Below are 24,679 nucleotides of genomic sequence, written 5' to 3' on the forward strand. Positions count from 1 at the left end.
ATTTTGCATTATTTAGGTCCGTGATCTGCATCAGATCCCGGGCCTTTTACTTTAATCGCATTAACGGGCGACACGCCAAACTATGATGGTGCAATTTGTGCACCATAACAGGACACATGTCTGTTGTTTTGCTTTACTGTGGTGCATTAACACAGGAGGGTGCGATGACAGCGAAACAGGTGATGTTTACGGAGCAGGTATCGCTTCCTGCGATTGGGCAGGGAACATGGTACATGGGCGAGGATTCAGCCCGACGTCGGGATGAAGTCGCCGCGTTACGGGCTGGGCTGGATCTTGGCCTGCGATTGATTGATACAGCCGAAATGTACGCAGATGGTGCAGCGGAAGAGGTTGTTGGCGAGGCGCTGTCAGGTCGGCGTGATAGCGCTTTTTTAGTTTCGAAGGTTTATCCATGGAATGCCGCGGGCAAGAAAGCGATTGCCGCCTGCGAAGCCAGCCTGCGTCGTTTGAAAACCGATTATCTGGATCTCTATTTGTTGCACTGGACGGGAGACTTTTCATTTGCTGACACCGTCGACGCTATGGAAACGCTTATTGCGCAGGGCAAAATCCGCCGCTGGGGCGTCTCTAATCTTGATTACGATGATATGCAGGCATTATGGCAGGTTGCAGGTGGACGACACTGTGCAACTAATCAGGTGCTCTATCATTTAGCATCACGCGGCATTGAATATGATTTACTGCCATGGTGCCAGCAACAGCAGATGCCGGTTATGGCCTACAGTCCGCTGGCTCAGGCAGGGCGGCTCCGGGGGGACTTGCTTTCTAACCCAGTGGTCAATGACATTGCGCGCGCCCACAATGCCAGCGCTGCGCAGATTTTACTGGCATGGGTTATTCGTCTTTCGGGGGTGATAGCCATTCCGAAAGCCGCGAATGTGGCGCATGTCGAACAGAATGCCGCGGCACTGGAGATAACGCTCTCTGCCGATGAGCTGAAGCAGTTAGATAAGGCATATCCGGCGCCAAAAGGTAAAACGGCGCTGGATATGGCCTGATTTGCCGCATGGCGCGCTGAGTTGCCTGATGGCGCAAACACTATCAGGCAACTGACACGATCTTAGCGCTTAGCAACACGAATCGTTTGTGCCAGACGAGACGGTTTTTCTTCGGTGGTTTTCTGCGGTGCCGTGGCGTAAGCCGTTTCTACGCAAACAAATGTTTTGTAACCGTCATCCGGCATGTCGCCCATGCTGACAGACAGCGCCGGGCCTGGGTTCCAGCCCACGACATTCAGATGGTGGTGGTGGATTACGTCAATATTGCGATTCAGCGCATCATCATGAATGACGCTGCATGCTTCCGGATTCAGATAGACACGATCGGTACGGTCCGGGAAGGTCTGGATACCATCAGCCAGTACGTCTTCTTTGGCATCATTCACTTTATCGATCAGACGATCGCCAAGACCTCTGACCTTCACTGCCGCAATATTACCCACATTGAAATAGGTATGCAGCGCGGAGGTAGTTTCAAACTCACCGTGCGCTTCCAGCTCCATCTCGCAGGTGGCGCCCACTTTGAACCGGGCCAGCAGACAGAACTCGTGCGGCCAAAGCTGACGCGTTTCAGCGCTACTTTGTAGTTCGAACGTCAGAACTACACCATTCTCGTCTTCGTTATGCGCTTTCAGCGTCCATGGCAGGTTACGGGCAAAACCATGAGACGGTAGGCCAGGCTGAGCGGCAGGGCCAAACCACGGCCAGCAAATCGGTACGCCGCCACGCAGCGCAACACCGGTTTTAAACGGCGTATTGTTACTTAACCACAGGACTTCTTCTTCACCGTTTGGTTTCCAGGAAAGAAGATGTGCGCCCTGCAGCGCAAAAGAGGCTTTAACCTGCGGGTGATCGACAACAATGACCTCAAGCTCATCAAGCTGACGGCGGGAGAGGACCGGGGCAATTTGTTCGACTACCGGAAGTGCAAAAATTTTATTAATCATTACGCAATCCTTTTTAACCCTAAATAATTCGGGTTGCAGGACGGCGGCAAGTGAACGACAAATTCGTCAGGAACGAATTTGAACAACCGAAGGTTGTCTTCGGTCAGGGACATGGATGTCCCTGATTCACCCCGATGAGCTTACTGTAGTAAGTGATTCGGGTGAGAGAGCGTAGCCAACACACCTGCAACTCGAAGTATGACGTGTATCTTCAGGCAAAAAAAAGAGCGACCATAGTCGCTCTTACAGATTACTGTTTCATCTCAACTTATTTGGAGATGTGAGCAATCAGATCCAGAACTTTGTTGGAGTAGCCGGTTTCGTTGTCGTACCAGGATACCAGTTTCACGAAGTTGTCGTTCAGTGCGATACCTGCTTTAGCATCGAACACGGAAGTGCAAACTTCACCGTTGAAATCGGTAGATACTACGTCGTCTTCGGTGTAACCCAGAACGCCTTTCATCGGGCCTTCGGAAGCAGCTTTGATTGCTTTCTTAATTTCTTCGTAAGAAGCAGCTTTTTCCAGACGAACGGTCAGGTCAACAACGGATACGTTCGGGGTAGGAACGCGGAACGCCATACCAGTCAGTTTGCCGTTCAGTTCTGGCAGTACTTTACCTACAGCTTTAGCAGCACCGGTAGAGGACGGGATGATGTTCTGGGATGCGCCGCGGCCGCCGCGCCAGTCTTTGTGAGACGGGCCATCAACGGTTTTCTGAGTAGCGGTGGTCGCGTGAACAGTAGTCATCAGACCTTCGATGATGCCGAAGTTGTCGTTGATAACTTTAGCCAGCGGAGCCAGGCAGTTAGTGGTGCAGGAAGCGTTAGAAACGATGTCCTGACCTTCGTATTTGTCAAAGTTAGCGCCTTTAACAAACATCGGAGTGTTATCTTTGGACGGACCAGTCAGAACCACTTTTTTCGCGCCAGCAGTGATGTGCTTACGAGCGGTTTCATCTGTCAGGAACAGGCCAGTAGCTTCAGCTACTACGTCAACACCAACTTCGTCCCATTTCAGGTTAGCCGGATCACGTTCAGCGGTAACACGGATTTTTTTACCGTTTACGATCAGATGACCGTCTTTCACTTCAACGGTACCGTTGAAACGGCCGTGAGTGGAGTCATATTTCAGCATGTAAGCCATGTAGTCAGCGTCTAACAGGTCGTTGATTGCAACGATCTCGATGTCAGAGCGTTCTTGAGCAGCACGGAAAACAATGCGACCGATACGGCCAAAACCGTTGATACCTACTTTGATAGTCATATATTCCACCAGCTATTTGTTAGTGAATAAAAGGTTGCCTGTAAAATTACAAAAACCTTACGCAGCGTCAAGCGGAATCGTGTCAATCATTGCGACAAATCAATCTGCTGCCTAAGCTTTGCGCAACTGACTCGCCTCACTCTTCCTTTGGGCTTGAAACCACATGGGGTCGGCGGCCCGAATTTTAAAGGGCAATCAAGATAAAAACGTGATTATGATCACGAATTGCAGGCTGCCATTTCGCAAGGATCAAGTTTAGAACAAAAGTTCGCACTCCGGTGTTAATGTTTTGTTAGAATCTGTCTCGTGATGTGAGTTTAGATAAAGCGAGATGTGAGCAAATGGCTAATCAACCTTCTCCAGAAGAACTGAAAAAAAATTTAACAGAAATGCAGTTCTACGTGACGCAGAATCACGGGACAGAACCGCCATTTACCGGGCGTTTGCTGCATAACAAGCGTGACGGCATCTACCACTGTTTGATCTGCGATAAACCGCTATTTCGTTCCGAGACAAAATATGACTCTGGCTGCGGCTGGCCCAGTTTTTACGAGCCGGTCAGCGAAGAGGCTATCCGTTACATAAAAGATACCTCGCATGGTATGCAGCGCATTGAAATCCGCTGTGGGAACTGTGATGCGCACCTGGGACACGTCTTCCCGGATGGTCCAAAACCTACCGGTGAGCGCTACTGCGTTAACTCAGCCTCTTTGAACTTTACCGATGGCGAAAACGGTGAACAAATTAAGGGTTGAAGAAACGATTCAGCAAATTATTCTACGGAGAGTGGATTTAACATGAATCTTGATGAGATGATCAACAGCATGACGCCGGAAGTTTATCAGCGCTTATCTACCGCCGTTGAACTCGGAAAATGGCCGGATGGCGTGGCGCTAACGGTGGAACAAAAAGAGAACAGCTTACAGCTGGTGATGTTATGGCAGGCGCGCAACAACGTTGATGCGCAGCATATGACGATTGATACCAACGGTGAGATGGTGATGAAGAGCAAGCAGCAGCTAAAAGTCGAATTTGGTATTACGCCCGAACCTATTGCAACGTTCAAATCCTGAGAATCCTGGCCCGGCAGTCACGATGTCGGGCCCGCTGTCGCTGTTATTTTTTGTTCATCATCGCCTTCAGATCGGCAAATGGATTATATTTAGCTTCGCCGACAGCCTTCTGCGCATCTTCGCCGGCAACCACCGTTGAGCCATACTGATCCGCTTCTGTATATTTGGAATGTTCGTGATCGTGGCAATACAAGCACAACATTTCCCAGTTGCTACCATCTTCCGGGTTATTGGAGTGATCGTGATCGATATGGTGTACCGTCAACTCGCGCAAATTTGAATAGACAAACTCACGGGAACAGCGTCCGCAGACCCAGGGGAAGAGCTTAAGCGCTTTTTCCCGGTAACCAACTTCCAGACGGGCGTAATTTTTAGGGATAAAAGCCATAAAAGCTCATGCCTCCAATAGAAAATGAAGAGCTGCGCCAAAGGCTGGCGCAGCGGAATTCGGTAATCATAACCTATTGTGTCAGGCGTTGGGATCAGTGTTTGATGCCTAATGAATCAGCCAACTGCTTAGCCAGTTGATTGTTGTCATCCGCACCGTATTCCCAGAACATAGCGCCTCCCAGCCCCTTACTCTTGATATAGTCGGCTTTGATCGCCACCGAGCGCGGGTTTTCATAGGAGAGGGCAAAGAGCGTTTTCCCGTCTGCTGACTGTACCGACAGCCACGGTACTTTCGCCTCATCATCCCAATGCTGGCTAAAGCGCTTCTGCGGATCGTTGATCAGCTTTGCCACGATATCGTTGTACTTCACATAGGTATCTTTGCTCAGATCGACGCCCAGTGATTTGAACAACGCAATTTGTGCTGCTTCGAAATAGGGTTGGGTGGCAGGATTCTTCTGCGCGTCAGGTTTGCTCCAGTCAATTCCCGGTTCAACAGCGCGTTTTGGCACGCGTCCATAAAAACCAATACCCAGATTCATCTGGCTCGGCTTTAACCCGGCGGCGAGATAGTTATTAACCACAAAGTCAGCACTGTACTTATCAGCGGCGGCGACCGTCGGCCATTTCGTCGAATCATACAGGTTTGAGTTGAAATATTGAGTGCCGTAGGCCATGTCATAGGTCATCAGATTGATATAGTCGAGTGATGGCGCAATGGCTTTCACATCCACCCAACTTTTCGGACTTTCCGCATTCGCGCCCACGGCAATGGTCAGTAGCTTTTTGTGCCCCAATGCTGCCCGCAGCTCTTTTAACAGCGCGGTAAAGTTAGCGCGGTCGGTCGGTTGGCTTTCGACCAGTCCCCAGGCGCCATTGACCGGATATTCCCAGTCGAGGTCGATGCCATCCAGACCGTATTTCTCAATGATCTCCTGCACAGACTGAATGAATACTGCTCGTGTTTCTTTCGTCGCCGCCGCGCCTGAGAATCCACGCGCACCCCAGCCCCCAACAGAAAGCAGAACTTTCAGATTCGGGTTCTGCTTACGCAGTTCCGGGATTTTCTGCAAATCAGCCTGCACCTTCTCTGAAAGCCAAATCTGATGCAGCTTGCTGGCGTCTTTTAAGGCGGCATTGGTTTCGTCTTTTTCGTTGTTGTAGATCAGACCAAACGAATAGTTGAGGTGGGTTATCTGGCGCACATCCAGTTTATTGATATCGCCACCAGGACCGGCAGTGACATCGCCGCCACCATTAAAGTAACCAACTGACATCAGTGAATTGGCGGAAACAACGCTGGCGCAGAGCAGGGGGAATGCTGCCAACAAAGGCAATAGTTTCATCGGTGTTCCTCTTTGACATTTAAACAAGTAAACACGCCACGGAAATGGCGTGGCGAAAAAACAACCATTGGACCATAGCATTGCCGCTACGTTAAATCTGCGAGATGGTTCACGTAGGGACGATTGTGTGGAGGAAGAGAACTGAAGCGAGAGAAATTTCAAAAATAGGTTATTAAGTAATTTGTTTGGTTAATTTATTCATTATTCATATCAATATAGGCATTATTCTTATTTGAAAGTTTATCTATTGAACAACGTAATAAACAACTTCATTATCAGAAAATAATCAATAGATGAGTTAAAAAAATGTCTGCCTGGAAATGTATTGTTTCATGGTTAAAAGGAGATTATCCGCTGGGGTTCACTTACTGGATAACGGGAGTTCTGCCTGGTGCGTTATTAGCTGGGTCTTTTTATACCCTCACTTATCAGTTAGAGCATGGCACGATGTCGGCTGACACTGGGTTGGTGGTATTAATCGCATTTACATCGGTTATTCTAATTTATACACCGCTTTCTTTGTGGGCTATCACCGCAAGCACTATACGGTATCAAGGTTTACTATTGTGGAAAGTCTTGGCTTTTCTTGCTGTGGGAAGAGGTGCTTTGTCATATTTACAGGGCGTATTTATGATTATTATGGAATTCGTTAAAGTATAACTAAGGTGCCCATTATATATGGGCACCCTTTATTTTAACCTTGGGTTTCTTCCCAATCTGCCAGCGTATACAAAGTCGCACCCGCCGCCGACATTTCCATAAAAGCGTTTGCGCTGTCCTGTGGGTGAATATTGACGCCACGACAACCGTCGGTGATGACGCTGACGGCGTAGCCCAGATCGAGCGCATCCAGAACGGTAAATTTGACGCAATAATCGGTAGCCAGACCCATGATAACAAGTTCGGCAACGCGATGTTCGAGCAGCCATGCGTTCAGTGCGGTTGCCTGACGACGACCATTGTCAAAAAACGCACTATAACTATCGACCAGCGGGTTTTCGCCCTTAGTGAACGTTTGCGCTATCGCGCGCTGGTTCAGCAGAGGATGCAGGGCAGCCCCTTCGCTGTTTTGCACACAATGATCGGGCCAGAACGTCTGCGCGAGGCCATCCAGTTGCCCCTGACTGTAAGGCGCGACCTGGTGCTGGCTGGCAAAACTACCATGATTAGCCGGATGCCAGTCCAGACTGGCGACGACGGTGTCACCGCGTGAGGCGCACCAGTCGATCATGCGGTTGGCAATATCGATTGTGCTGTCACCTTGCGGGACGGCGAGGGCGCCGCCAGCACAAAAGTCATTTTGTAAATCGACCAACAGTAAGGCTCGGGCCATGGCATAGACTCCTTTATTCGTCTGGGGTGAGCTCGCCACGCAGATTTTGCGACATTGCTTGACGAATGCTCTGCGTATCCAGCCCCTGACTCAGCAAATAGTGCAGTTTGGTGAGGGTTGCTTCGACCGTCATATCCGCGCCGCCGATTACGCCAGCATGCGCCAGCGCGTTCCCCGTCGCATAACCGCCCATGTTCACCTTGCCAGACATACACTGCGTAAGGTTAACCACCACGATGCCGCGTGAGCTGGCATCTTCTAGCTCTTGCAGAAACTCTTTATTTTGTGGCGCATTGCCCACGCCGTAAGAGCGCAAAATTAACGCTTTAACCGGCTGGCGCAAGAAGTTGCGTACCACATCGGCAGAGATCCCAGGATAAATAGTCACCACGCCAATCGGTTGGGGCGTGATAGGGTGAACAATTAACTCGCCCGTACCGTGGGGCGCTGGTGGTGTTCCCAGTCGACGGATATGGATCCCGGCTTCCAGTAATGGGGCAAGATTGGGTGAGGCAAAGGCGTCAAAACCATCAGCGTGCGCTTTGGTGGTACGGTTGCCGCGAAACAGTCGATTATTGAAGAACAGGGTCACTTCGTTGATCGGATAATTCGCTGCAACGTAGAGCGCATTCAGCAAATTAATTTGTCCATCGGAGCGTAATTCTGCCAGCGGAATTTGTGACCCTGTCACAATGACCGGCTTGCCGAGATTCTCCAGCATGAAAGAGAGCGCCGAAGCGGTAAACGCCATGGTGTCTGTACCGTGCAGAATGACAAAGCCATCGTAATCGTCATAGTGCGATTTAATGTCTTCCGCAATATGCTGCCAGTCTTCCGGCGTCATATCGGAAGAATCCATCAGCGGATCGTATTCATGGATGGTGAAGTCTGGCATCTCAGGGCGGTGGAATTCTGGCATCAATGCCAGTTGGCGCTGAAGATGACCAGAAACGGGGATATAACCCTGTTCTGAGCGCTGCATACCAATGGTACCGCCGGTATAGGCAACGTAAATCGATTTCTTTTGCATGGGCGTCACAGATTAAGTTGTGCATGAACAGGCGCAGTATAAAGTCCCTCCTGAAAAAAGACAGCGCAAATGACGCATACCGGTTGTCTGATCAATATGTCATTTACGTTCAGTGCGTTGTCCCGATTATACAGTGTGGTTCTCCCCCCTCAGTCCTACAGTATCGACCTTCTTTTACGCGTACTTTTACGGATCGAGAAATGATCAGAAAGAGAATCGATAATGCCGCTATTTTGCTGATGGTGGTGATTTGCGGTGTCTGGGGCAGTCAACAGGTTGCGATTAAATCCGCGGCTGATGATATGTCGCCGTTTCTTCAGGTGGGCTTGCGTTCTGCAATCGCCGCGCTGCTGATTGGACTGCTTTTTCACCGCCGGGATAATATATTTGGCCGCCTGCGTGAGCGCAGTGTTGCCAGAATGGGTACTATCGTTGGGCTGCTTTTTGCGCTTGAGTTCGTGTTGGTTTCTGTCGGAATAACGCTGACGACTGCCTCTCATATGGCGCTTTATCTGTACACCGCGCCGTTGTTTTCCGCCGTCGGGTTACATATTATTTTGCCTGAGGAACGCCTGAGCCGCCTGCAGTGGTGCGGACTGGGCATCGCCTTTTTCGGGATTGCCGTCGCCGTGATGTGGGTTGCGCATGACGGGAATACGCAGTGGAGTCTGGCTGGCGATTTGTGCGGGCTGTTTGCGGGCATTGCCTGGGGAACGTCCAGCGTTGTGATTCGCTGCAGTCGTCTTGCTACCATTCCTTCATCGTGTACGTTGTTTTATCAACTTGCTATCACCGGTATTGTGTTATTGCTTATTGGTTTGATGCTGGGTGAAACGACGATACATATGACCTCGACATTGATGGCTAGTCTGACTTTCCAGACGCTGGTCGTCGCATTTTCAAGCTATCTAATCTGGTTTACTCTGCTGCGTAATTATCATGTTGCTTCGCTGGGAACGCTGGTTCTGATGACGCCTGCGATGGGGATTATCGCCGGCGTGATGTTTCTGGGAGAATCTCTGCAGCCTGCGTTTATCGTAGGGGCGCTGTTGATACTGACAGGATTGCTTTGTGTTTCATTACCGTCCCGGGCAATTTTGCGCCATCGCCCGGGTTTAAACCGGAGCCTGAAGTGAAGAAATACAACATTACGTTGCCCCCAGGTGGAAAAGCAGATCGCGATATTATCACCGCCATTGATGCGAACCAGACAGCGATGCCCCTCAGGCCGCAATTAAATGTCGGGATTGTACTGTGGCCTGAATTTCCTTTACTGGCACTGGCGGGATTGACGGATGCGCTGCGTCACGCGGCGGATATGGGGGATGACAGCCAGAAGATCCGCTGTTCCTGGCGTCTGATGAGCGCTACGCCAGAACAGCCTGTTTTAAGCAGTTCGGGCATGGCGATGATGCCGGATAGCGCATTTGTTGCCCCGGAGCAGTTCGATTATATCGTGGTGATCGGTGGGCTATTGCGCAGTATGGCAAAAGCGGACCCTGCCGCGCGGCGTTACCTGCATCTTGCCCGTCAGCGGAATATCCCGCTGGTCGGTGTTTGTACGGGCAGCTTTGTTCTGGCGCAGGAGGGTTTTCTACAGGGATTAACTGCGGCGGTTCATCCCTGGCATCTGAACGATTTTAAGGCGCAATTTCCTCTGTTGACCGCCCGAACCGGCGTCGATTTCCATGAAGAAAAGGGGATACTGACTTGCCCGGGCGGTATCTCAACGATCGGGCTGGCGACGGAGCTTATTCGCCGGCACTGTGGCCCCGACAGAGCCACAAAAGCCATTTTCCAGATGTCAGTGCCTAACCGAATAGACGGCACTTCCGTGGCGGTTTCCAGAGCGATAGGCTTTACGCATGTGAGCGATAGCCGCTTACGTAAGGCCGTATTTTTGATTGAGAAAGGGTTGGTTAAACCTATCTCAACCCAATGGCTTGCCTCAGAAGTCAATCTGAGTCCACGGCAGTTGACCCGGTTGTTTAATGCTGAGTTCTCTCAGTCACCGGGGGAGTTTATCCGTAGCGCCCGATTGCGCTATGCCCATTGGCTGTTGATAAATTCTGGAGAGAGCGTAACGGAGATTGCGCTGCGTCTGGGGTTTAGCGACTGCGCGCACTTTATTCGCATGTTTAGTCGGGAATTTGGCTGTACGCCTGGGGACTGTCGGAATACCCGAATCAATGCTGCCCCATCCGGGGCAGCATTTGACAGTTAACGAACGTTGGCGCAGGTCAGGCAAAACGCATAGCGGTTTTGCGGATCGTTAAACGCGGCCAGCTTATCGGTTTCAGCTTTTACCGTACTTGCCGCAGAAGCCAGCGGAGCCGGAAGCATTGCCTGAATGGCGGCGGGCAGCATGGCGCGAACCGAACCTGACATACTGTCCATGACCATATCCACGAATGTGGGTTCGTCCTGGTAATACTCAATGTGCCATTGTTTCAGTTTGGCCAGTTCAGCCGCTTTCGCGACGGCGTCGTCAAAATCACCCAGACTGTCGACCAGACCGTTGGCTTTCGCATCCTGGCCGGTCCAGACGTGGCCTTGAGCGATTTTGTCAATCTGCTCTGGCGTTGTCTTACGTGCATCCGCGACCAGCGTGATAAAGCGCTTATAGCCGTTCTCGATGCTCAGCTGCATCATTTGCTGCACTTCAGGCGGTAACGCTTTGGTGATGGAAATGTCCGCCAGTGGGGAAGTGGCTACGCCGTCGGTATGTACGCCAATGGAATCCAGACTGTTCTCCACGGTGTTAATCACACCAAAGATCCCGATTGAACCGGTCAGCGTGCTGGGGTTAGCCACAATGTAACTGGCTGGCGTGGAGATCCAGTACCCGCCTGATGCCGCCATGCCGCCCATCGATACGACGACCGGTTTGCCCGCCGCTTTAGCCGCAGCCAGTTCAGCGCGGATCACTTCAGAGGCGCTGACACTGCCGCCAGGACTGTTCACTCGCAAAACAATGGCTTTTACCTTCGGATCAAGACGCGCTTCGCGGATCTGTGCGGCAGTGGTGTCGCCGCCCACATTCCCTGGGGTTTCTTCACCGTCCATAATCGCGCCATTCGCGAAGATGACGCCAATGCTCTCACCGGTATCCGCCGGGGTTTTCAGTGAGTAATCGTAGTAGCTGACGGCGCGGAAGTTTTTATCCGCTTTGCTCCAGCCGAACTGTTTGGTCAGTATTTTTTCGACTTCGGCACTGGAGGCAAGGGCATCCACCAGTTTGTTGTCGAGCGCGTATTTTGCGGTATCACCCTCGACTTTTGTCAAACCGTCCAACATCGCCTGCGCGCCGGGGAACACCTGCTGGGCTGGGATCTGACGGTTGGCGGCGACCGTATCGAGATAGTTCTGCCACAGCTCGCCGATCCAGCGGCTATCGGCCTCGCGCGCGGCAGGGGACATATCATCGCGGATGAAGGGTTCTACCGCAGACTTATAGGTACCGACGCGGAACACGTGCGTTGAGACTTTCAGTTTATCCAGCAGGGACTTGTAGTACAGACCGTTAGTGGCAAAACCATGCAGATCAACGGACCCCTGTGGGGAAAGGTAAATTTTGTTGGCAAAACTGGCGAGGTAATATTGCCCTTGGCTGAAGTTATCGCCCACGGCAAAGACCGGTTTGCCGCTGTCGCGGAATTCCCGCAGCGCTTTACCGATGTACTGCATTGAAGGCTGGTCGGCCCCGGCAAAGTTTTTCAAATCCATCACGATGCCGGTGATGTTGCGGTCATCTTTCGCCTGGCGAATGGTATTCACGATATCAAACAGGGAGTTTTCCTGCAGTCGGTCAGAACTGGCGCCAAACAGTTGACGGCCAATGACGCTCAAGCGGCTGGTGCTCGAAGGTTTGTCGACAATCACGCCCGAGATATCCAGCAGCAGTGCGCCACGTTCAGCATGTTCACTGGTGTTGCTGCTACTGACCTGCATCCAGATCCCCACGCCAACCAGCACCAAAAAGATAAAGAACAGGTTAAGCACTAATTCACGGACGAAATTGAGTAATCGCCATGTCCATTTAAAAAATCCGGCAATAAATCGCCACAGGGTTCGCATGTATTCTCCCTACCGATTAACAACACGCCACCCGGTTATCCCGAAAAAGGCGTTAAGATGTGGCTATCGTAATGACCCAACGGGCACTTGTCAGCAGGAATCACCGCCTGTGCTGTAACAAAATCCGCTCACGTGTTAATTTTGTGAATAAATCTCATTGTTGGAGTTAAACAAATGGATGCACTCGAATTACTCATCACCCGTCGTAGCGCTTCTCGTCTTGTCGAACCGGCACCGGCGGGAGAGCAACTGCAAAACATTCTGCGGGCGGGAATGCGCGCGCCAGACCACAAAACGCTGCAACCGTGGCAATTCTTTGTCATTGAGGGGGAAGGGCGCGAACGCTTTAGCGCCGTGCTTGAAAAAGGCGCTATTGCCGCAGGCAGCGACGAGAAAGCTCAGGAAAAAGCGCGGACCGCGCCGTTTCGCGCCCCGCTGATCATTACCGTCGTCGCGAAATGTGAAGAAAACGACAAGGTTCCGCTGTGGGAACAGGAAATGTCTGCCGGTTGCGCGGTAATGGCCATGCAGATGGCCGCTGTTGCCCAGGGCTTTGGCGGCATATGGCGTAGCGGCGCATTAACGGAAAGCGCGGAAGTGCGCGAAGCGTTTGACTGCCGCCCGCAGGATAAGATCGTTGGTTTTCTCTATTTGGGTACGCCGCAGCTAAAAGCGTCTACGACCATTAACCTGGCCGATCCGAGCGCTTTTGTTCGTTATTTCTGATATCAACGGCAAAACTGTCTGGATTATGAGCAAAGACACCTGAATTCAGACAGTCACTCTTACCACATCATGGAATGAGCGCTACCATATCCGAATTGCAATGACAGGAGATGTCCATGAGCGAGCAAGCTATTCGTTTAACGCAATACAGCCACGGAGCCGGTTGCGGTTGTAAAATTTCCCCTAAAGTGCTGGAAACCATCCTGCACAGCGAGCAGGCGAAGTTCGTTGATCCAAACTTACTCGTGGGTAATGAAACCCGCGATGACGCCGCTGTCTACGATTTGGGTAATGGCACCAGCGTTATCAGCACCACCGATTTCTTTATGCCGATTGTCGATAATCCGTTTGATTTTGGCCGCATCGCCGCCACCAACGCCATCAGCGATATTTTTGCTATGGGCGGCAAACCGATTATGGCAATTGCTATCCTGGGCTGGCCGCTTGATAAGCTGGCGCCGGAAATCGCCCGCGAAGTGACCGAAGGCGGACGCTTTGCCTGCCGTCAGGCGGGTATCGCGCTGGCGGGCGGTCACTCTATCGATGCCCCGGAGCCTATCTTCGGTCTTGCGGTTACCGGCGTTGTGCCGACTGAACGCGTGAAGAAAAACAGTACTGCCGAGGCGGGATGCAAGCTGTTCCTGACCAAACCTTTGGGCATTGGCGTCCTGACTACCGCAGAGAAAAAATCGCTGCTGAAGCCGGAGCACAAAGGGCTGGCGACGGAAGTGATGTGCCGGATGAATATTGCCGGTGCGGCATTTGCCGATATTGAGGGCGTGAAAGCCATGACCGACGTTACCGGTTTTGGTCTACTGGGACATCTGAGCGAGATGTGTCAGGGCGCAGGCGTTCAGGCGCAGATTGTCTACCAGGATATTCCTAAACTTCCTGGCGTGGAAGAGTACATCGCGCAGGGCGCAGTGCCGGGCGGTACCCAGCGTAACTTTGCCAGCTACGGACACCTGATGGGTGAAATGCCGCAGCCGGTACGCGACCTGCTCTGCGATCCGCAAACTTCTGGTGGTTTGCTGCTGGCGGTAACGCCGGAAGCGGAAGCCGAAGTGAAAGCGGCAGCGGCGCAGTTTGGTATCGATCTCACTGCAATTGGTGAGTTAGTGGAAGCTCGTGGCGGTCGCGCCATGGTTGAGATCCGTTAACTCGATGCGGTTGTTTATTGCCGAAAAACCGAGTCTGGCGCGCGCTATCGCCGATGTGCTGCCAAAGCCGCATCGCAAAGGTGACGGTTTTATTGAATGCGGAAACGGACAAGTGGTGACCTGGTGCATTGGTCACCTGCTTGAGCAGGCGCAGCCAGACGCCTACGACAGCCGTTATGCGCGCTGGAGTCTGGTCGATCTGCCGATTGTCCCGGAAAAGTGGCAACTGCAGCCGCGTCCTTCGGTGACCAAACAGCTCAACGTTATCAAGCGCTTTTTGCATGAAGCCAGCGAAGTTATTCACGCAGGAGACCCCGATCGTGAAGGACAACTGCTGGTGGATGAAGTGCTGGATTACCTGCAACTGGCTCCCGAAAAGCGCCAGCAGGTGCAACGTTGTCTGATCAATGACCTCAACCCGCAGGCTGTCGAACGGGCTATTGAGCGTCTGCGCGCCAACAGTGAGTTCATCCCGCTGTGCGTGTCGGCCCTGGCGCGGGCGCGGGCCGACTGGCTGTACGGCATCAATATGACCCGCGCTTACACCATTCTTGGGCGTAACGCGGGCTATCAAGGGGTACTCTCGGTCGGGCGCGTACAGACGCCGGTACTCGGCTTGGTTGTGCGTCGCGATGAAGAGATTGAAAACTTTGTCGCCAAAGATTTCTTTGAAGTGAAAGCGCATATCGTGACGCCCGCCGACGAGCGGTTTACCGCTATCTGGCAGCCCAGCGAAGCATGTGAGCCGTATCAGGACGAAGAGGGGCGCTTGCTGAATCGTACGCTGGCCGAACACGTGGTGAACCGTATTAACGGCCAGCCGGCGCTCGTCACCAGCTATAACGATAAACGGGAATCAGAATCCGCGCCGCTGCCGTTTTCGCTGTCGGCGTTGCAGATTGAAGCGGCGAAACGCTTTGGCTTGAGTGCGCAGAACGTTCTGGATATCTGCCAGAAGCTGTATGAAACCCATAAACTGATCACCTATCCACGTTCGGATAGCCGTTATCTGCCGGAAGAACATTTTGCCGGACGTCATGTGGTAATGAACGCGATTAGCGTTCATGCGCCGGATCTGCTCCCGCAACCGGCGGTAAATCCCGATACGCGAAACCGCTGTTGGGACGATAAAAAAGTGGATGCCCACCATGCCATTATTCCTACCGCGCGCAGTTCGTCCATCAACCTGAATGACAACGAAGCGAAAATTTACAACCTGATTGCCCGTCAGTATCTGATGCAGTTTTGTGCGGATGCGGTATTCCGTAAGTGCGTTATTGAGCTGGATATTGCCAAAGGCAAGTTTGTCGCTAAAGCGCGTTTTCTGGCGGAGGCTGGATGGCGCACGCTGCTTGGCAACAAAGAGCGCGATGAAGATAACGACGGAACGCCGTTGCCGGTGGTGGCTAAAGATGATGAATTGCTGTGCGAAAAAGGCGAAGTGGTTGAACGTCAGACTCAGCCGCCACGCCATTTTACCGACGCGACGCTGCTGTCAGCGATGACCGGGATTGCGCGCTTTGTGCAGGATAAAGATCTGAAAAAGATCCTACGCGCCACGGATGGATTAGGTACGGAAGCGACGCGCGCCGGGATTATCGAGCTGCTGTTCAAGCGCGGATTCCTGGTGAAAAAAGGGCGCTATATCCATTCGACCGATGCCGGAAAAGCGCTGTTTCACTCGCTGCCGGAAATGGCGACACGTCCGGATATGACCGCGCACTGGGAATCTATTCTGACCCAAATCAGCGAAAAACAGTGTCGTTATCAGGATTTCATGCAGCCGCTGGTGGGAACGCTGTATCAGCTCATCGATCAGGCGCGCAGTACGCCGGTACGGCGCTTCCGGGGAATTGTCGCGCCGGGTGGCAGTGGTGGCGATAAGAAAAAGAGCGCGCCGCGTAAACGCCCGGCCAAAAAAAGCCCGCCATCCGAAGAGGCAGGCGTGTAGGTCTGTAGGCCTGATAAGCGTAGCACCATCAGGCTTTGCCGGATGCGGCCCCCGTGCCTTATCCGGCCTACGGTTCTACAGAGACAATATTAAATCACACCCTGGCCCAGCATCGCGTCGGCAACCTTCACGAAGCCCGCGATGTTGGCGCCGCGTACGTAGTTGGTTTGTTTGCTTTCGCCGCCGTATTCAACGCAGGCATGGTGAATATCCAGCATGATGTGGTGCAGACGCGCGTCCACTTTCTCCGCTTTCCAGCCCAGACGTGCGGCGTTTTGCGCCATTTCCAGCCCGGAGGTCGCTACGCCACCGGCGTTGGCGGCTTTACCCGGCGCGAACAGTACGCCCGCTTCGAGGAACAGGTCGGTAGCTTCGATGGTGGTCGGCATGTTTGCCCCTTCGGCAACAGCTTTCACGCCGTTGGTGATCAGTACGCGTGCCGCGTCGACATCAAGTTCGTTCTGGGTGGCGCACGGCAGGGCGATATCGACCGGAACCGACCACGGCTGTTTGCCTTCCAGATAGGTCAGACCAAACTCACGAGCGTAATCCGCCACGCGACCGTCACGGCTGTCTTTGATCGCGCACAGACGCGCCAGTTTTTCTTTAGTAAATCCACTTTCGTCGACCACGGTACCGCTGGAGTCGGAGGCGGTCACCACCCGGGCGCCAAATTCCATGGCTTTTTCAATGGCGAATTGTGCAACGTTGCCGGAGCCAGAGACCGCCACGCGCATGCCTTCAAAGCTGAGGCCATGACGTTTAAGCATCGCTTCGGTGAAGTACACCAGACCATAGCCGGTTGCTTCCGGGCGAATCAGGCTGCCGCCGAAAGAGAGACCTTTACCGGTAAAGACGCAGGCGCTGTTGTTGGACAGTTTTTTCATCATCCCGGCCATAAAGCCGACTTCACGACCACCCACGCCGATATCGCCCGCCGGGACGTCGGTATCAGGACCTAAATGGCGGAACAGTTCGGTCATCAGTGCCTGGCAGAAACGCATCACTTCACCTTCGCTTTTACCTTTCGGGTCGAAGTCGCTCCCGCCTTTACCACCGCCCATCGGCAGCGTGGTGAGGGCATTTTTAAAGGTCTGCTCGAAGCCGAGGAATTTCAGGATCGACAGGTTTACGGAAGGGTGGAAACGCATACCGCCTTTGTATGGGCCAATGGCGGAGCTAAACTGCACGCGCCACGCACGGTTAACCTGTACCTGATTACGATCGTCGAGCCAGACTACGCGGAACTGGATCACGCGCTCCGGCTCAACCAGACGCTCCAGCAGCGACATTTGGCGATAACGTGGGTTTTGCTCAAGGAAGGGCCACAGTGTCGTCATTACCTCACGAACGGCTTGCGCGAACTCGGTTTGGTTTGGGTCGCGCTTTTGTACATGGTTAAGAAACGACTCCAGAGAACATGTCTGATCCATAGATATAAAAACCTCTTATGTATTGATATGGTTATATTTTTGATATTTGTGTTAAGTGTTTTGCAGTTTTTGACTATACCACCAGCAGCGTGACGGGACGCAAGAAAAAATTAACCCCGCTAAGTAAATTAATATCGTGGCGTGGGTCATAACCAAAAACGATGACGGGAGGGACTAAAGTTTCTGCCGATTTATACCGTTATACTGAGCATAACTGTCAGTCACAAAGGAAAGAATATGCGCCGTTTAATCATGGCAGTAGCGTTGGTATTGGTGTCCAGCGCGACGCTGGCAAATCAGCTTTATCGCCCGGATGTGCAGGTGAATGTGCCGCCGGAAGTGTTCAGTTCCAGCGGGCAGCGAGCGCAGCCCTGTAGTCAGTGCTGTATTTACCAGGATCAAAACTATTCCGAAGGGGCGGTGATTAAAGCGGATGGTGTACTGCTTCAGTGCCAGCGCGATGATAAAACGATCAGCACGAATCCGCTGGTCTGGCGGCGCGTAAAAGAATAAAGGCTTCTAACAGTGGGATATCGGCAGGCGCCAGCGGATAACGCCGCGCCTCTTCGGGTGAACACCAGACAATATCCTGATGTTCATACGCATTCAATTCTCCCTGAAAAGACGGTACATGCCAGGCATGTAAATGGATCAGCCGGTCCGAAACCTCACGTTGGTGGCTGGCGATATAGCGCCCAACGACCGCGTCGATTCCTAACTCTTCACGCAGTTCACGGATCAGCGCCTCGGGCTGACTTTCGCCCGCCTCAACCTTACCGCCAGCAAACTCCCACATGCCTGGCTGATCCGCATCCGGCGAACGTTGAGCCAATAAAATTTTGCCATCACGTTCAATGATAGCAGCGACCACGTCGAGGGTTTTCATCATATTCATCAAGATCTAACAGCAGAAAATGACATACTATATTTATCTTTGAGTTATCTAAAGTATTCAGGAGTCATCGTTGAACGATCCTCACTCGTGGGTAAGTCCGTTAACGCGTATTCCCTCCAGTTTGCAACTGCTCGTCGCGACGCAGAAAAAACATTATGGCGATGTGCTGCATCCCACGCGCTGGTGGGGGCGGATGCCGTTTCTGTTCTGGCTGGTGGCGCTGTTTGTCGGATTTCTGGAGCGTAAAAAGGCGCGCTTAACGCCGGTGATGCGCGCATTGTTAATGACCCGCGTTTCTCAGGTGTGCCACTGTGCTTTCTGCGTTGATGCCAACAGTTTGCGGTTGGCGGAACGCTGTGGCGCGCTGGATAAAGTCTTGCAGGTCGCCAACTGGCAAGAATCAGCGCTGTTTAACGCAGAAGAGCGCGTAGCGCTGGCCTATGCGGATGCGGTGACCGCCACGCCTCCACAGGTTGACGATGCGCTGAAAGCGCAGATGAAGCAGTATTTTACCGATACCGCGATTACTGAAATGACCGCGCTGATTGCGTTTCAAAATCTCTCGGCGCGTTTTAATGCCGCCCTCGATATCCCCTCCCAGGGACTGTGCGACAGTTATAAAGGACGCCCGCATGCTTGACCGTCATCTTCACCCGCGATTAAAACCGCTTTTGCATCGCTGCGTGGGGGTCATTGATAAACCCGCGATTACCCCGGACGGACTTACGCTGGTCGGTTTTGCTATTGGTGTGTTGGCCCTGCCATTTCTGGCGTTAGGCTGGTATCTGGCGGCGCTGGTTGTCATTGTGCTTAATCGCTTGTTTGACGGGCTGGACGGGGCACTGGCGCGGCGCAGAGGGCTAACCGACGCGGGAGGATTTCTCGATATCTCACTCGATTTTCTGTTTTACGCCCTGGTACCGTTTGGTTTTATTCTTGCCGCACCTGCGCAAAACGCACTGGCTGGGGGCTGGCTGTTGTTTGCGTTTATGGGTACTGGTAGCAGCTTCCTCGCCTTCGCTGCCCTGGCAGCGAAATACGATATTGATAACCCAGGCTACGCGCATAAATCGTTTTATTATCTGGGAGGGCTAACCGAAGGCACCGAGACTATTTTGCTGTTTGTTTTGGGCTGTTTGTTCCCGGGATATTTTGCCGTGCTGGCGTGGGTCTTTGGCGCGCTGTGCTGGATGACGACGTTTACCCGGATCTGGAGCGGATATCTGACGCTGAAATCGGTTCAGCGTCAGGCGTAATGTCTTGCGTTGCCGGATGCGCTTATCCGGCAATCGTGACCATTTTACTTGCTGCTGTCAGGACCACGTTCACCGCTGGCGACCGGGTTTTTCGGATTGCTGCTCCACTCATACCAGCCACCGTCGTAAACAGAGACGTTTTTCCAGCCCATCGCACGAGCATACATAAACGTTTCTGAAGCACGCCAGCCGGTGCCGCAGTAGAAAGAAACCTGCTGGTCTGGCGTGATATTCCACTGTTTCCACATGGCGGCGATATCATCCGCGCTGCGCATGGTGCCGTCCGGATTATGAAAATCTTCCATATGCGTGGAATCACTCCCCGCGTGGCCCCAGCGCGCGCCTGCGATCTCACCTTTTGGCTTGATGTAGCTATAACCGCTGGTGGTGCCAATAAACTCAGGCCACGAGCGGATGCTGACCAGCGATGCATCCTGGCGATGCAACAGGCCGCGAGCCTGTTCCATATCCAGCATCAGCTGTGGTTGGGCAGGGATAGCAACGCCAAAATCAGGCTCCGCTTTCACCGTCGGCGGGGTTCCGCGTTCCACCGGTAAACCGGAATCCGACCAGGTTTGCCACCCGCCGTCGAGCAGACGCACATCTTTCACACCGGCATACAGCATGATTTGCGCCACGCGCGCGGCGGCGTAGACGTCGCGACCGTAGAGGATCACCGTGGTGTCGTGACGGATGCCGTGTTTCGCCAGCATGGTTTTAAGCTGCGCGTCGGAAACTTTATTCCATAGCGGTTCGCTTTCGACTTCGTTGGTATCAATGTAGCCCGCACCGGGGATATGGCTGAGCAGATACAGCTTCGGCGCTCCCCAGGCGGCTTCAATCACTTTCCAGTCACCCGACGGCTTGGCGGTCACGTCTTTTCCCTGCTGCAGGTCGTGCAGCCACTGCGGGTAAACCAGTTGTTCGAAGTGCGGCAGACGTTGCAGGCGGACAGGATCCGCAAGGGCGTCGCTGAGGGTTGAAATATGGCTAAAACCGACTTTCTGCAGGCGGGATTTAACGGCCTGTATCTCGCTATCGCTGCCATATAACGCCACCGGCGCATCGGTTTTCAGCTGATGCGCCTTAACCCAGGCATTGAGTTTTTCATCATTCATTTTGTCGAGCCAGGCGGCAGACAGGTTCAGTGCGGAGGGTTCATGTCCGGAAGGACCATTGAGCGATTGCGGCCAGCCGTTGTAAAAAGCGCTCTGACGGGTATCGATCGCCGCGCCTTGCTTTTGCTGTAACTGGTTGAGGGTGAGGGTCTGTGCTGTTTCAGCAGCCCAGGAAGGAGCGCAAGCGAGCCCTAAAGCCAGTGCCAGCGCGGTCATTTGAGAAACACGTTTCATCGAATAGCCCGACGTTGAAAAAAGAAGACGACATTCTGTGCCGCCGGTTAAGTTAAAACCTTGCGTTAACGCAGCATATCGCCACATTCACGCCCAGTTTTCCATCTGTAATACACGACCTGCTGGCGGGACATCCTGCGCATCATGCGTAACTTGTACCACCGGAATATTCAACTTGCGCACCTCGGTAAAGACCCACTGGCGAAAGGTATCGCGTAGCGACGCATCCAGTCTGCTAAAGGGTTCATCGAGCAGCAGCGCCTGAGGCTGAGCCAGCAGTGCGCGCAGCAGGGCGACACGCGATCGTTGGCCGCCGGAGAGTGAGGCCGGGTCGCGATGATAAAATCCTGCCAGATCCGCGCGCGTAAGGGCGTTTTCAACAGTATGGCGTCTGGCGGATCCTTGCAAACTGGCGGGTAAGGCCAGCAGTAAATTCTGCCCAACGCTGAAATGGTCAAACAGCAACGCATCCTGGAACAGGATGCCAATCTGGCGCTGCGCGGTGGGCAGCGTGTCTATGCGCCGTTCATTGAGCCACAGTTCGCCTGAAGCCTGAAACTGAGGGGATAATGCGCCGACCATCCACGAAAACAGCGAAGACTTACCACTACCGGAAGGTCCCATGATAGTGACAATGTCACTTTTGTTAACTTGGAAATTCACGTCTTTCAGTAGCGTTGTCGCGCCCCGGTACACTGAAAGGCTTTGAACGATGAGCATTAACGGAGTCCTTGTCGAAAGCGGCCGAGCCACGCGGCGAAAAACGCCGTCAGTACGAAAACGGATAGCGGTAACAGAAGTTGCCATAGCGCCTGTGTCGCTAAAATAGCCGTGCTGCCGCCGCTGCTTAATGCCACCGCCTCGGTGGTCAGGGTGGGATAGCGTCCGGCTCCTAACCACAGGGTTGGCATATATTGGGCAATACTGACCGAGAAGCCAACCGCGAAGGCGATCAGTGCCGGGCGTAACAGCAGCGGGCATTTTACCCGCCAAAATATGCGGCCTCGCGCCCAGCCCAGCGTTTGTGCAATCAGAATCAATCGTGGGTCAATGCGTTGCCACGCCGGTTTGAGCACAAACAGCATCCATGGCATCACCCACAGCAGGTGGCCCCAGATGATGGTCGTCATCAGCCCATCTTGTCCGGTATATAACGCCACCAGATACTGACCGGTGACCAGCGGCAGCGCGGGCAGGATAATGGGCAGCCAGACCCAACGGTGTCCGGTTTGCGGTCCCCATTCCAGCCACGCAAAGAGTATCAGTAATCCCAGCACGCTGGAGATGAGTCCCAGTTGCAGACTATTGCTGAGCGCCTCGCTGTTGAGCGATGAATAGTTGGCGGAAAGCGCCAGTACCAGGGCGCATACCACTCCGCTGATGGGCAAAAGTTGTACCAGCGGGCGTGCGATTGTAGCGGACGAAAAACGCAGGCGTATTCCACTTCCTGCCGGAATTGTGCGCCGCCAGCCACGCCAGAACAGATAGCCCACCAGCGCGAAGATAAATAGCAACAACACCAGCAGCAGGCTGGAGAGTGCACCTTTGGCCTGCTGTTCGGCATCACCCTGGCTGAGCCATTGCCAGCTCAGCACGGCAAGCGTGGGCGGATTTCCGGGGCCAAGGACGATGGCCACATCCACAACGGAGAGTGACCAGGCCACGACTGCCAGCATGGCTTTGCCTAACGCAGGGGCGATGGAGGGCAGAACCAGCCAGTTCAGGCATTGCAAACGGCTGTAACCGAGCGAATCCAGGACGATAACCTGCTGTGAAAGTTGTTTTTCACTCAACAGGGCTGAGAGGATCCACAACAAAAAGGCGCTCTCTTTCACCGCCAGCGTGATGCCAAGTCCAATCCCATAGCGGTCCGGTTGCGAGTTGAGAAAAGGCAGCCACTGCCAGAGCATGCCGCCTTCGGCAAAAATCAACAGCATGCTGGTCGCGAATGCGACGTGCGGGATCGCCAGCAGCAACGGCAGGCGCGAGCACAGTCGCGCCCAGCCAGCGCCAGGCCACAAAAAGAGGATCGCCAACAGCGCAATGGTCAGTGCGCCGAACGCCGCCAGACTTACGGAAACCAGCGTTGCCAGCAACGCCTGCGGGAGTTGAGGATCGTCAAACAGCGCCAGCCAGTGCGTGGTGCTAAGCGCTGGGGCTAGCAGAGAGAACGTTGCAGGCACCAGCGGCAGATAAACTGCCGTCATGATGCCCCACAGCAACAGAATTAATGCGTACCGTAGCGGCGTAGCCATTCTTGTTCCAGAGCGTTTACCCAGGCTGCATGTGGTTCTGGCAGTACGGCAGGGAGTCCTTGCGGGATATACGCCAGCAGGGCGTCACGCTGTTCGTCTGGCAGTTTTTGCGGATCAAGCACCGAAGGATCTCCCCAGATAGCAGGGTCAGCTTTACGCAGTTGCGCTTCGGGAGACAGCAGAAAGTTTGCCACGACTTTGGCTCCAGCGCTGGCGCGGGCATTCGCCGGAATAGTGACAAAATGCACGTTGCCGATCATGCCCTGTGAGAAACCAAAACTATAGCTGGTTTTGGGTAATTCGCCGCTGGCCACTTTTTGCTGCGCGTGGGCTGGGTTAAAGGTCAATGATAAACGCAGCGTACCGGTATTCAGCAACGCATCCATCCGCGCAGGCGTGGGCGGAAAATCTTTGCCTTCACGCCATAGTACAGGGTGTAGAGCGTCAAGATAATGCCATAATGGAGCGGTAACGTTGGCGAATGTGGCGGCATTCGGCGCAACTTTCAATGCTTGCGGTTCCGTGGTGAGCATAATCAACAACTGCTCGAGAAAAGCCGTTCCGGTAAAGTCTGGTGGGCGCGGGTAGGTTACTGTGCCAGGATGCGCCTGCGCAAATTCAAGTAACGCCTGCGGGGATTGTGGCGGTTGGGCGGTAAGATCGCGCCGGGCAATGAGGGTTAGCTGTGCACCGCCCCATGGCGATTCTGCCCCTTCCGTGGGGATGGCAAAGTCTTCACTGATCGGTTTCCGGGTATCAACATAGCGCCAGTTAGGCAACGCCTGCGCCCACTGGGTTTGCAGCAGACCCGCTTCTTTTAATGTGCGGAAGTTTTCACCGTTTACCCACAATAAGTCGACAGATCCGCCGGTTGTTCGCCCGGACGCCGCCTCGGTCTGGATGCGTTTAACGGCGTCGGCGGCATCCGCCAGCCGCACAATTTTCAGGTTAATGGCATAGTGCGTTTTCATCTCGCCGCTAACCCAGTCGAGATACTGATTAACGGCGTTATCGCCACCCCAGGCGTTGAACCATACCGTCTGACCGCGGGCGTCATTTTTGATTTGCTGCCAGCTGGCGTCCTGGGAAAAAGCCGCCAGCGGGCAGAGCAGCAAACTCAGGCACAATAAGCAGTAACGCATAATATCTCCATTGCTAAAAATGGCGTATGT

25 protein-coding genes are annotated in these 24,679 nt (G+C 53.4%); 12 read left to right on the top strand and 13 right to left on the bottom strand.

What is annotated here, in order from left to right; genetic code table 11:
* The first annotated feature begins 164 nt into the window (after window positions 1-164).
* Window positions 165-1,019 (top strand): aldo/keto reductase, encoded by an 855-nt coding sequence (locus FDW92_RS11720; protein WP_042308898.1) that lies wholly within the window; start codon window positions 165-167, stop codon window positions 1,017-1,019.
* Between the two features lie 62 nt (window positions 1,020-1,081).
* Here FDW92_RS11720 and FDW92_RS11725 read toward each other — a convergent pair whose 3' ends face one another.
* Together FDW92_RS11725 and gapA are read right to left on the bottom strand one after the other, a co-directional pair.
* Window positions 1,082-1,966 carry a D-hexose-6-phosphate mutarotase gene (locus FDW92_RS11725; protein WP_042308896.1) on the bottom strand — a complete coding sequence of 295 codons (885 nt, stop codon included), beginning with the start codon at window positions 1,964-1,966 and terminating at the stop codon, window positions 1,082-1,084.
* Window positions 1,967-2,234: 268 nt separating this feature from the next.
* Window positions 2,235-3,230, bottom strand: coding sequence for a glyceraldehyde-3-phosphate dehydrogenase (gapA, locus tag FDW92_RS11730; protein ID WP_003030697.1), 996 nt, complete (start codon window positions 3,228-3,230; stop codon window positions 2,235-2,237).
* Between the two features lie 341 nt (window positions 3,231-3,571).
* Between gapA and msrB the strand changes: the two genes are divergently transcribed.
* Both msrB and FDW92_RS11740 read left to right on the top strand, forming a co-directional pair.
* Window positions 3,572-3,985 carry a peptide-methionine (R)-S-oxide reductase MsrB gene (msrB, locus tag FDW92_RS11735; RefSeq protein ID WP_006684886.1) on the top strand — a complete coding sequence of 138 codons (414 nt, stop codon included), beginning with the start codon at window positions 3,572-3,574 and terminating at the stop codon, window positions 3,983-3,985.
* 42 nt (window positions 3,986-4,027) lie between these two features.
* Complete coding sequence (locus FDW92_RS11740; RefSeq protein WP_042308895.1) at window positions 4,028-4,303, top strand: YeaC family protein; 276 nt, start codon at window positions 4,028-4,030, stop codon at window positions 4,301-4,303.
* A gap of 43 nt (window positions 4,304-4,346) precedes the next feature.
* On the opposite strand, the gene yajD is transcribed toward FDW92_RS11740, so the two are convergent.
* Both yajD and FDW92_RS11750 read right to left on the bottom strand, forming a co-directional pair.
* Window positions 4,347-4,691 carry an HNH nuclease YajD gene (yajD, locus tag FDW92_RS11745; protein ID WP_003832478.1) on the bottom strand — a complete coding sequence of 115 codons (345 nt, stop codon included), beginning with the start codon at window positions 4,689-4,691 and terminating at the stop codon, window positions 4,347-4,349.
* Between the two features lie 94 nt (window positions 4,692-4,785).
* Window positions 4,786-6,039, bottom strand: coding sequence for a glycoside hydrolase family 18 protein (locus tag FDW92_RS11750; RefSeq protein ID WP_042308894.1), 1,254 nt, complete (start codon window positions 6,037-6,039; stop codon window positions 4,786-4,788).
* 306 nt (window positions 6,040-6,345) lie between these two features.
* Here FDW92_RS11750 and FDW92_RS11755 point away from each other — a divergent pair, with 306 nt between their 5' ends.
* Window positions 6,346-6,699 (top strand): hypothetical protein, encoded by a 354-nt coding sequence (locus FDW92_RS11755; RefSeq protein WP_042308893.1) that lies wholly within the window; start codon window positions 6,346-6,348, stop codon window positions 6,697-6,699.
* Window positions 6,700-6,733: 34 nt separating this feature from the next.
* On the opposite strand, the gene pncA is transcribed toward FDW92_RS11755, so the two are convergent.
* A complete protein-coding gene (gene pncA / locus FDW92_RS11760; protein ID WP_042308892.1) occupies window positions 6,734-7,372 on the bottom strand; it encodes a bifunctional nicotinamidase/pyrazinamidase in 639 nt (212 codons plus the stop codon).
* A gap of 13 nt (window positions 7,373-7,385) precedes the next feature.
* Window positions 7,386-8,402: an asparaginase gene (ansA, locus tag FDW92_RS11765; RefSeq protein ID WP_042308891.1), complete on the bottom strand. Its 1,017-nt coding sequence runs from the start codon at window positions 8,400-8,402 to the stop codon at window positions 7,386-7,388.
* 200 nt (window positions 8,403-8,602) lie between these two features.
* Between ansA and FDW92_RS11770 the strand changes: the two genes are divergently transcribed.
* Together FDW92_RS11770 and FDW92_RS11775 are read left to right on the top strand one after the other, a co-directional pair.
* Window positions 8,603-9,538 (top strand): DMT family transporter, encoded by a 936-nt coding sequence (locus FDW92_RS11770; RefSeq protein WP_042308889.1) that lies wholly within the window; start codon window positions 8,603-8,605, stop codon window positions 9,536-9,538.
* Window positions 9,535-10,626, top strand: a complete 1,092-nt coding sequence (locus FDW92_RS11775) for a helix-turn-helix domain-containing protein (protein ID WP_042308886.1) — start codon at window positions 9,535-9,537, stop codon at window positions 10,624-10,626. The genes FDW92_RS11770 and FDW92_RS11775 overlap by 4 nt, the downstream gene beginning before the upstream one ends.
* Here FDW92_RS11775 and sppA read toward each other — a convergent pair.
* The gene (gene sppA, locus FDW92_RS11780; RefSeq protein WP_042308885.1) at window positions 10,623-12,479 is read right to left on the bottom strand and encodes a signal peptide peptidase SppA; all 1,857 of its coding nucleotides are present in this window, start codon (window positions 12,477-12,479) and stop codon (window positions 10,623-10,625) included. The two genes, FDW92_RS11775 and sppA, sit on opposite strands and share 4 nt — an antisense overlap.
* A gap of 174 nt (window positions 12,480-12,653) precedes the next feature.
* Here sppA and FDW92_RS11785 point away from each other — a divergent pair, with 174 nt between their 5' ends.
* From FDW92_RS11785 to topB, 3 genes are all read left to right on the top strand, one after another.
* Window positions 12,654-13,205 carry an NAD(P)H nitroreductase gene (locus FDW92_RS11785; RefSeq protein WP_042308883.1) on the top strand — a complete coding sequence of 184 codons (552 nt, stop codon included), beginning with the start codon at window positions 12,654-12,656 and terminating at the stop codon, window positions 13,203-13,205.
* A 116-nt stretch (window positions 13,206-13,321) separates the two neighbouring features.
* Window positions 13,322-14,365 carry a selenide, water dikinase SelD gene (gene selD, locus FDW92_RS11790; protein WP_042308881.1) on the top strand — a complete coding sequence of 348 codons (1,044 nt, stop codon included), beginning with the start codon at window positions 13,322-13,324 and terminating at the stop codon, window positions 14,363-14,365.
* Window positions 14,366-14,369: 4 nt separating this feature from the next.
* Window positions 14,370-16,316, top strand: coding sequence for a DNA topoisomerase III (topB, locus tag FDW92_RS11795; RefSeq protein ID WP_042308879.1), 1,947 nt, complete (start codon window positions 14,370-14,372; stop codon window positions 16,314-16,316).
* 89 nt (window positions 16,317-16,405) lie between these two features.
* Here topB and gdhA read toward each other — a convergent pair whose 3' ends face one another.
* Window positions 16,406-17,749: an NADP-specific glutamate dehydrogenase gene (gene gdhA, locus FDW92_RS11800; RefSeq protein ID WP_042308877.1), complete on the bottom strand. Its 1,344-nt coding sequence runs from the start codon at window positions 17,747-17,749 to the stop codon at window positions 16,406-16,408.
* Window positions 17,750-18,001: 252 nt separating this feature from the next.
* On the opposite strand from gdhA, the gene FDW92_RS11805 reads away from it, so the two are divergent.
* Entirely contained in the window at window positions 18,002-18,262 is a 261-nt protein-coding gene (locus FDW92_RS11805; protein WP_170972896.1) for a YnjH family protein, read from the top strand.
* Here FDW92_RS11805 and FDW92_RS11810 read toward each other — a convergent pair.
* Window positions 18,222-18,635, bottom strand: coding sequence for a pyrimidine (deoxy)nucleoside triphosphate diphosphatase (locus FDW92_RS11810; RefSeq protein ID WP_165407492.1), 414 nt, complete (start codon window positions 18,633-18,635; stop codon window positions 18,222-18,224). The two genes, FDW92_RS11805 and FDW92_RS11810, sit on opposite strands and share 41 nt — an antisense overlap.
* Window positions 18,636-18,714: 79 nt before the next feature.
* Between FDW92_RS11810 and FDW92_RS11815 the strand changes: the two genes are divergently transcribed.
* Window positions 18,715-19,284 (top strand): carboxymuconolactone decarboxylase family protein, encoded by a 570-nt coding sequence (locus FDW92_RS11815; protein ID WP_042308871.1) that lies wholly within the window; start codon window positions 18,715-18,717, stop codon window positions 19,282-19,284.
* Window positions 19,277-19,900 (top strand): CDP-alcohol phosphatidyltransferase family protein, encoded by a 624-nt coding sequence (locus FDW92_RS11820; RefSeq protein WP_042308869.1) that lies wholly within the window; start codon window positions 19,277-19,279, stop codon window positions 19,898-19,900. Before FDW92_RS11815 ends, FDW92_RS11820 begins: the two co-directional genes overlap by 8 nt.
* Window positions 19,901-19,944: 44 nt before the next feature.
* On the opposite strand, the gene FDW92_RS11825 is transcribed toward FDW92_RS11820, so the two are convergent.
* The 4 genes from FDW92_RS11825 to FDW92_RS11840 form a co-directional block, all read right to left on the bottom strand.
* Entirely contained in the window at window positions 19,945-21,252 is a 1,308-nt protein-coding gene (locus tag FDW92_RS11825; RefSeq protein ID WP_042309313.1) for a sulfurtransferase, read from the bottom strand.
* Between the two features lie 87 nt (window positions 21,253-21,339).
* Window positions 21,340-21,972 (bottom strand): ATP-binding cassette domain-containing protein, encoded by a 633-nt coding sequence (locus FDW92_RS11830; protein WP_042308867.1) that lies wholly within the window; start codon window positions 21,970-21,972, stop codon window positions 21,340-21,342.
* On the bottom strand, window positions 21,972-23,507 hold the full coding sequence (locus tag FDW92_RS11835; protein ID WP_042308865.1) for a thiamine ABC transporter permease: 1,536 nt from the start codon (window positions 23,505-23,507) through the stop codon (window positions 21,972-21,974). Before FDW92_RS11835 ends, FDW92_RS11830 begins: the two co-directional genes overlap by 1 nt.
* Window positions 23,480-24,649, bottom strand: a complete 1,170-nt coding sequence (locus FDW92_RS11840) for an ABC transporter substrate-binding protein (RefSeq protein ID WP_042308863.1) — start codon at window positions 24,647-24,649, stop codon at window positions 23,480-23,482. Before FDW92_RS11840 ends, FDW92_RS11835 begins: the two co-directional genes overlap by 28 nt.
* Window positions 24,650-24,679 lie beyond the last annotated feature (30 nt).

This window comes from Citrobacter sp. wls706 (assembly GCF_005281305.1).
GTDB classification, from domain to species: Bacteria; Pseudomonadota; Gammaproteobacteria; order Enterobacterales; family Enterobacteriaceae; genus Citrobacter; species Citrobacter werkmanii.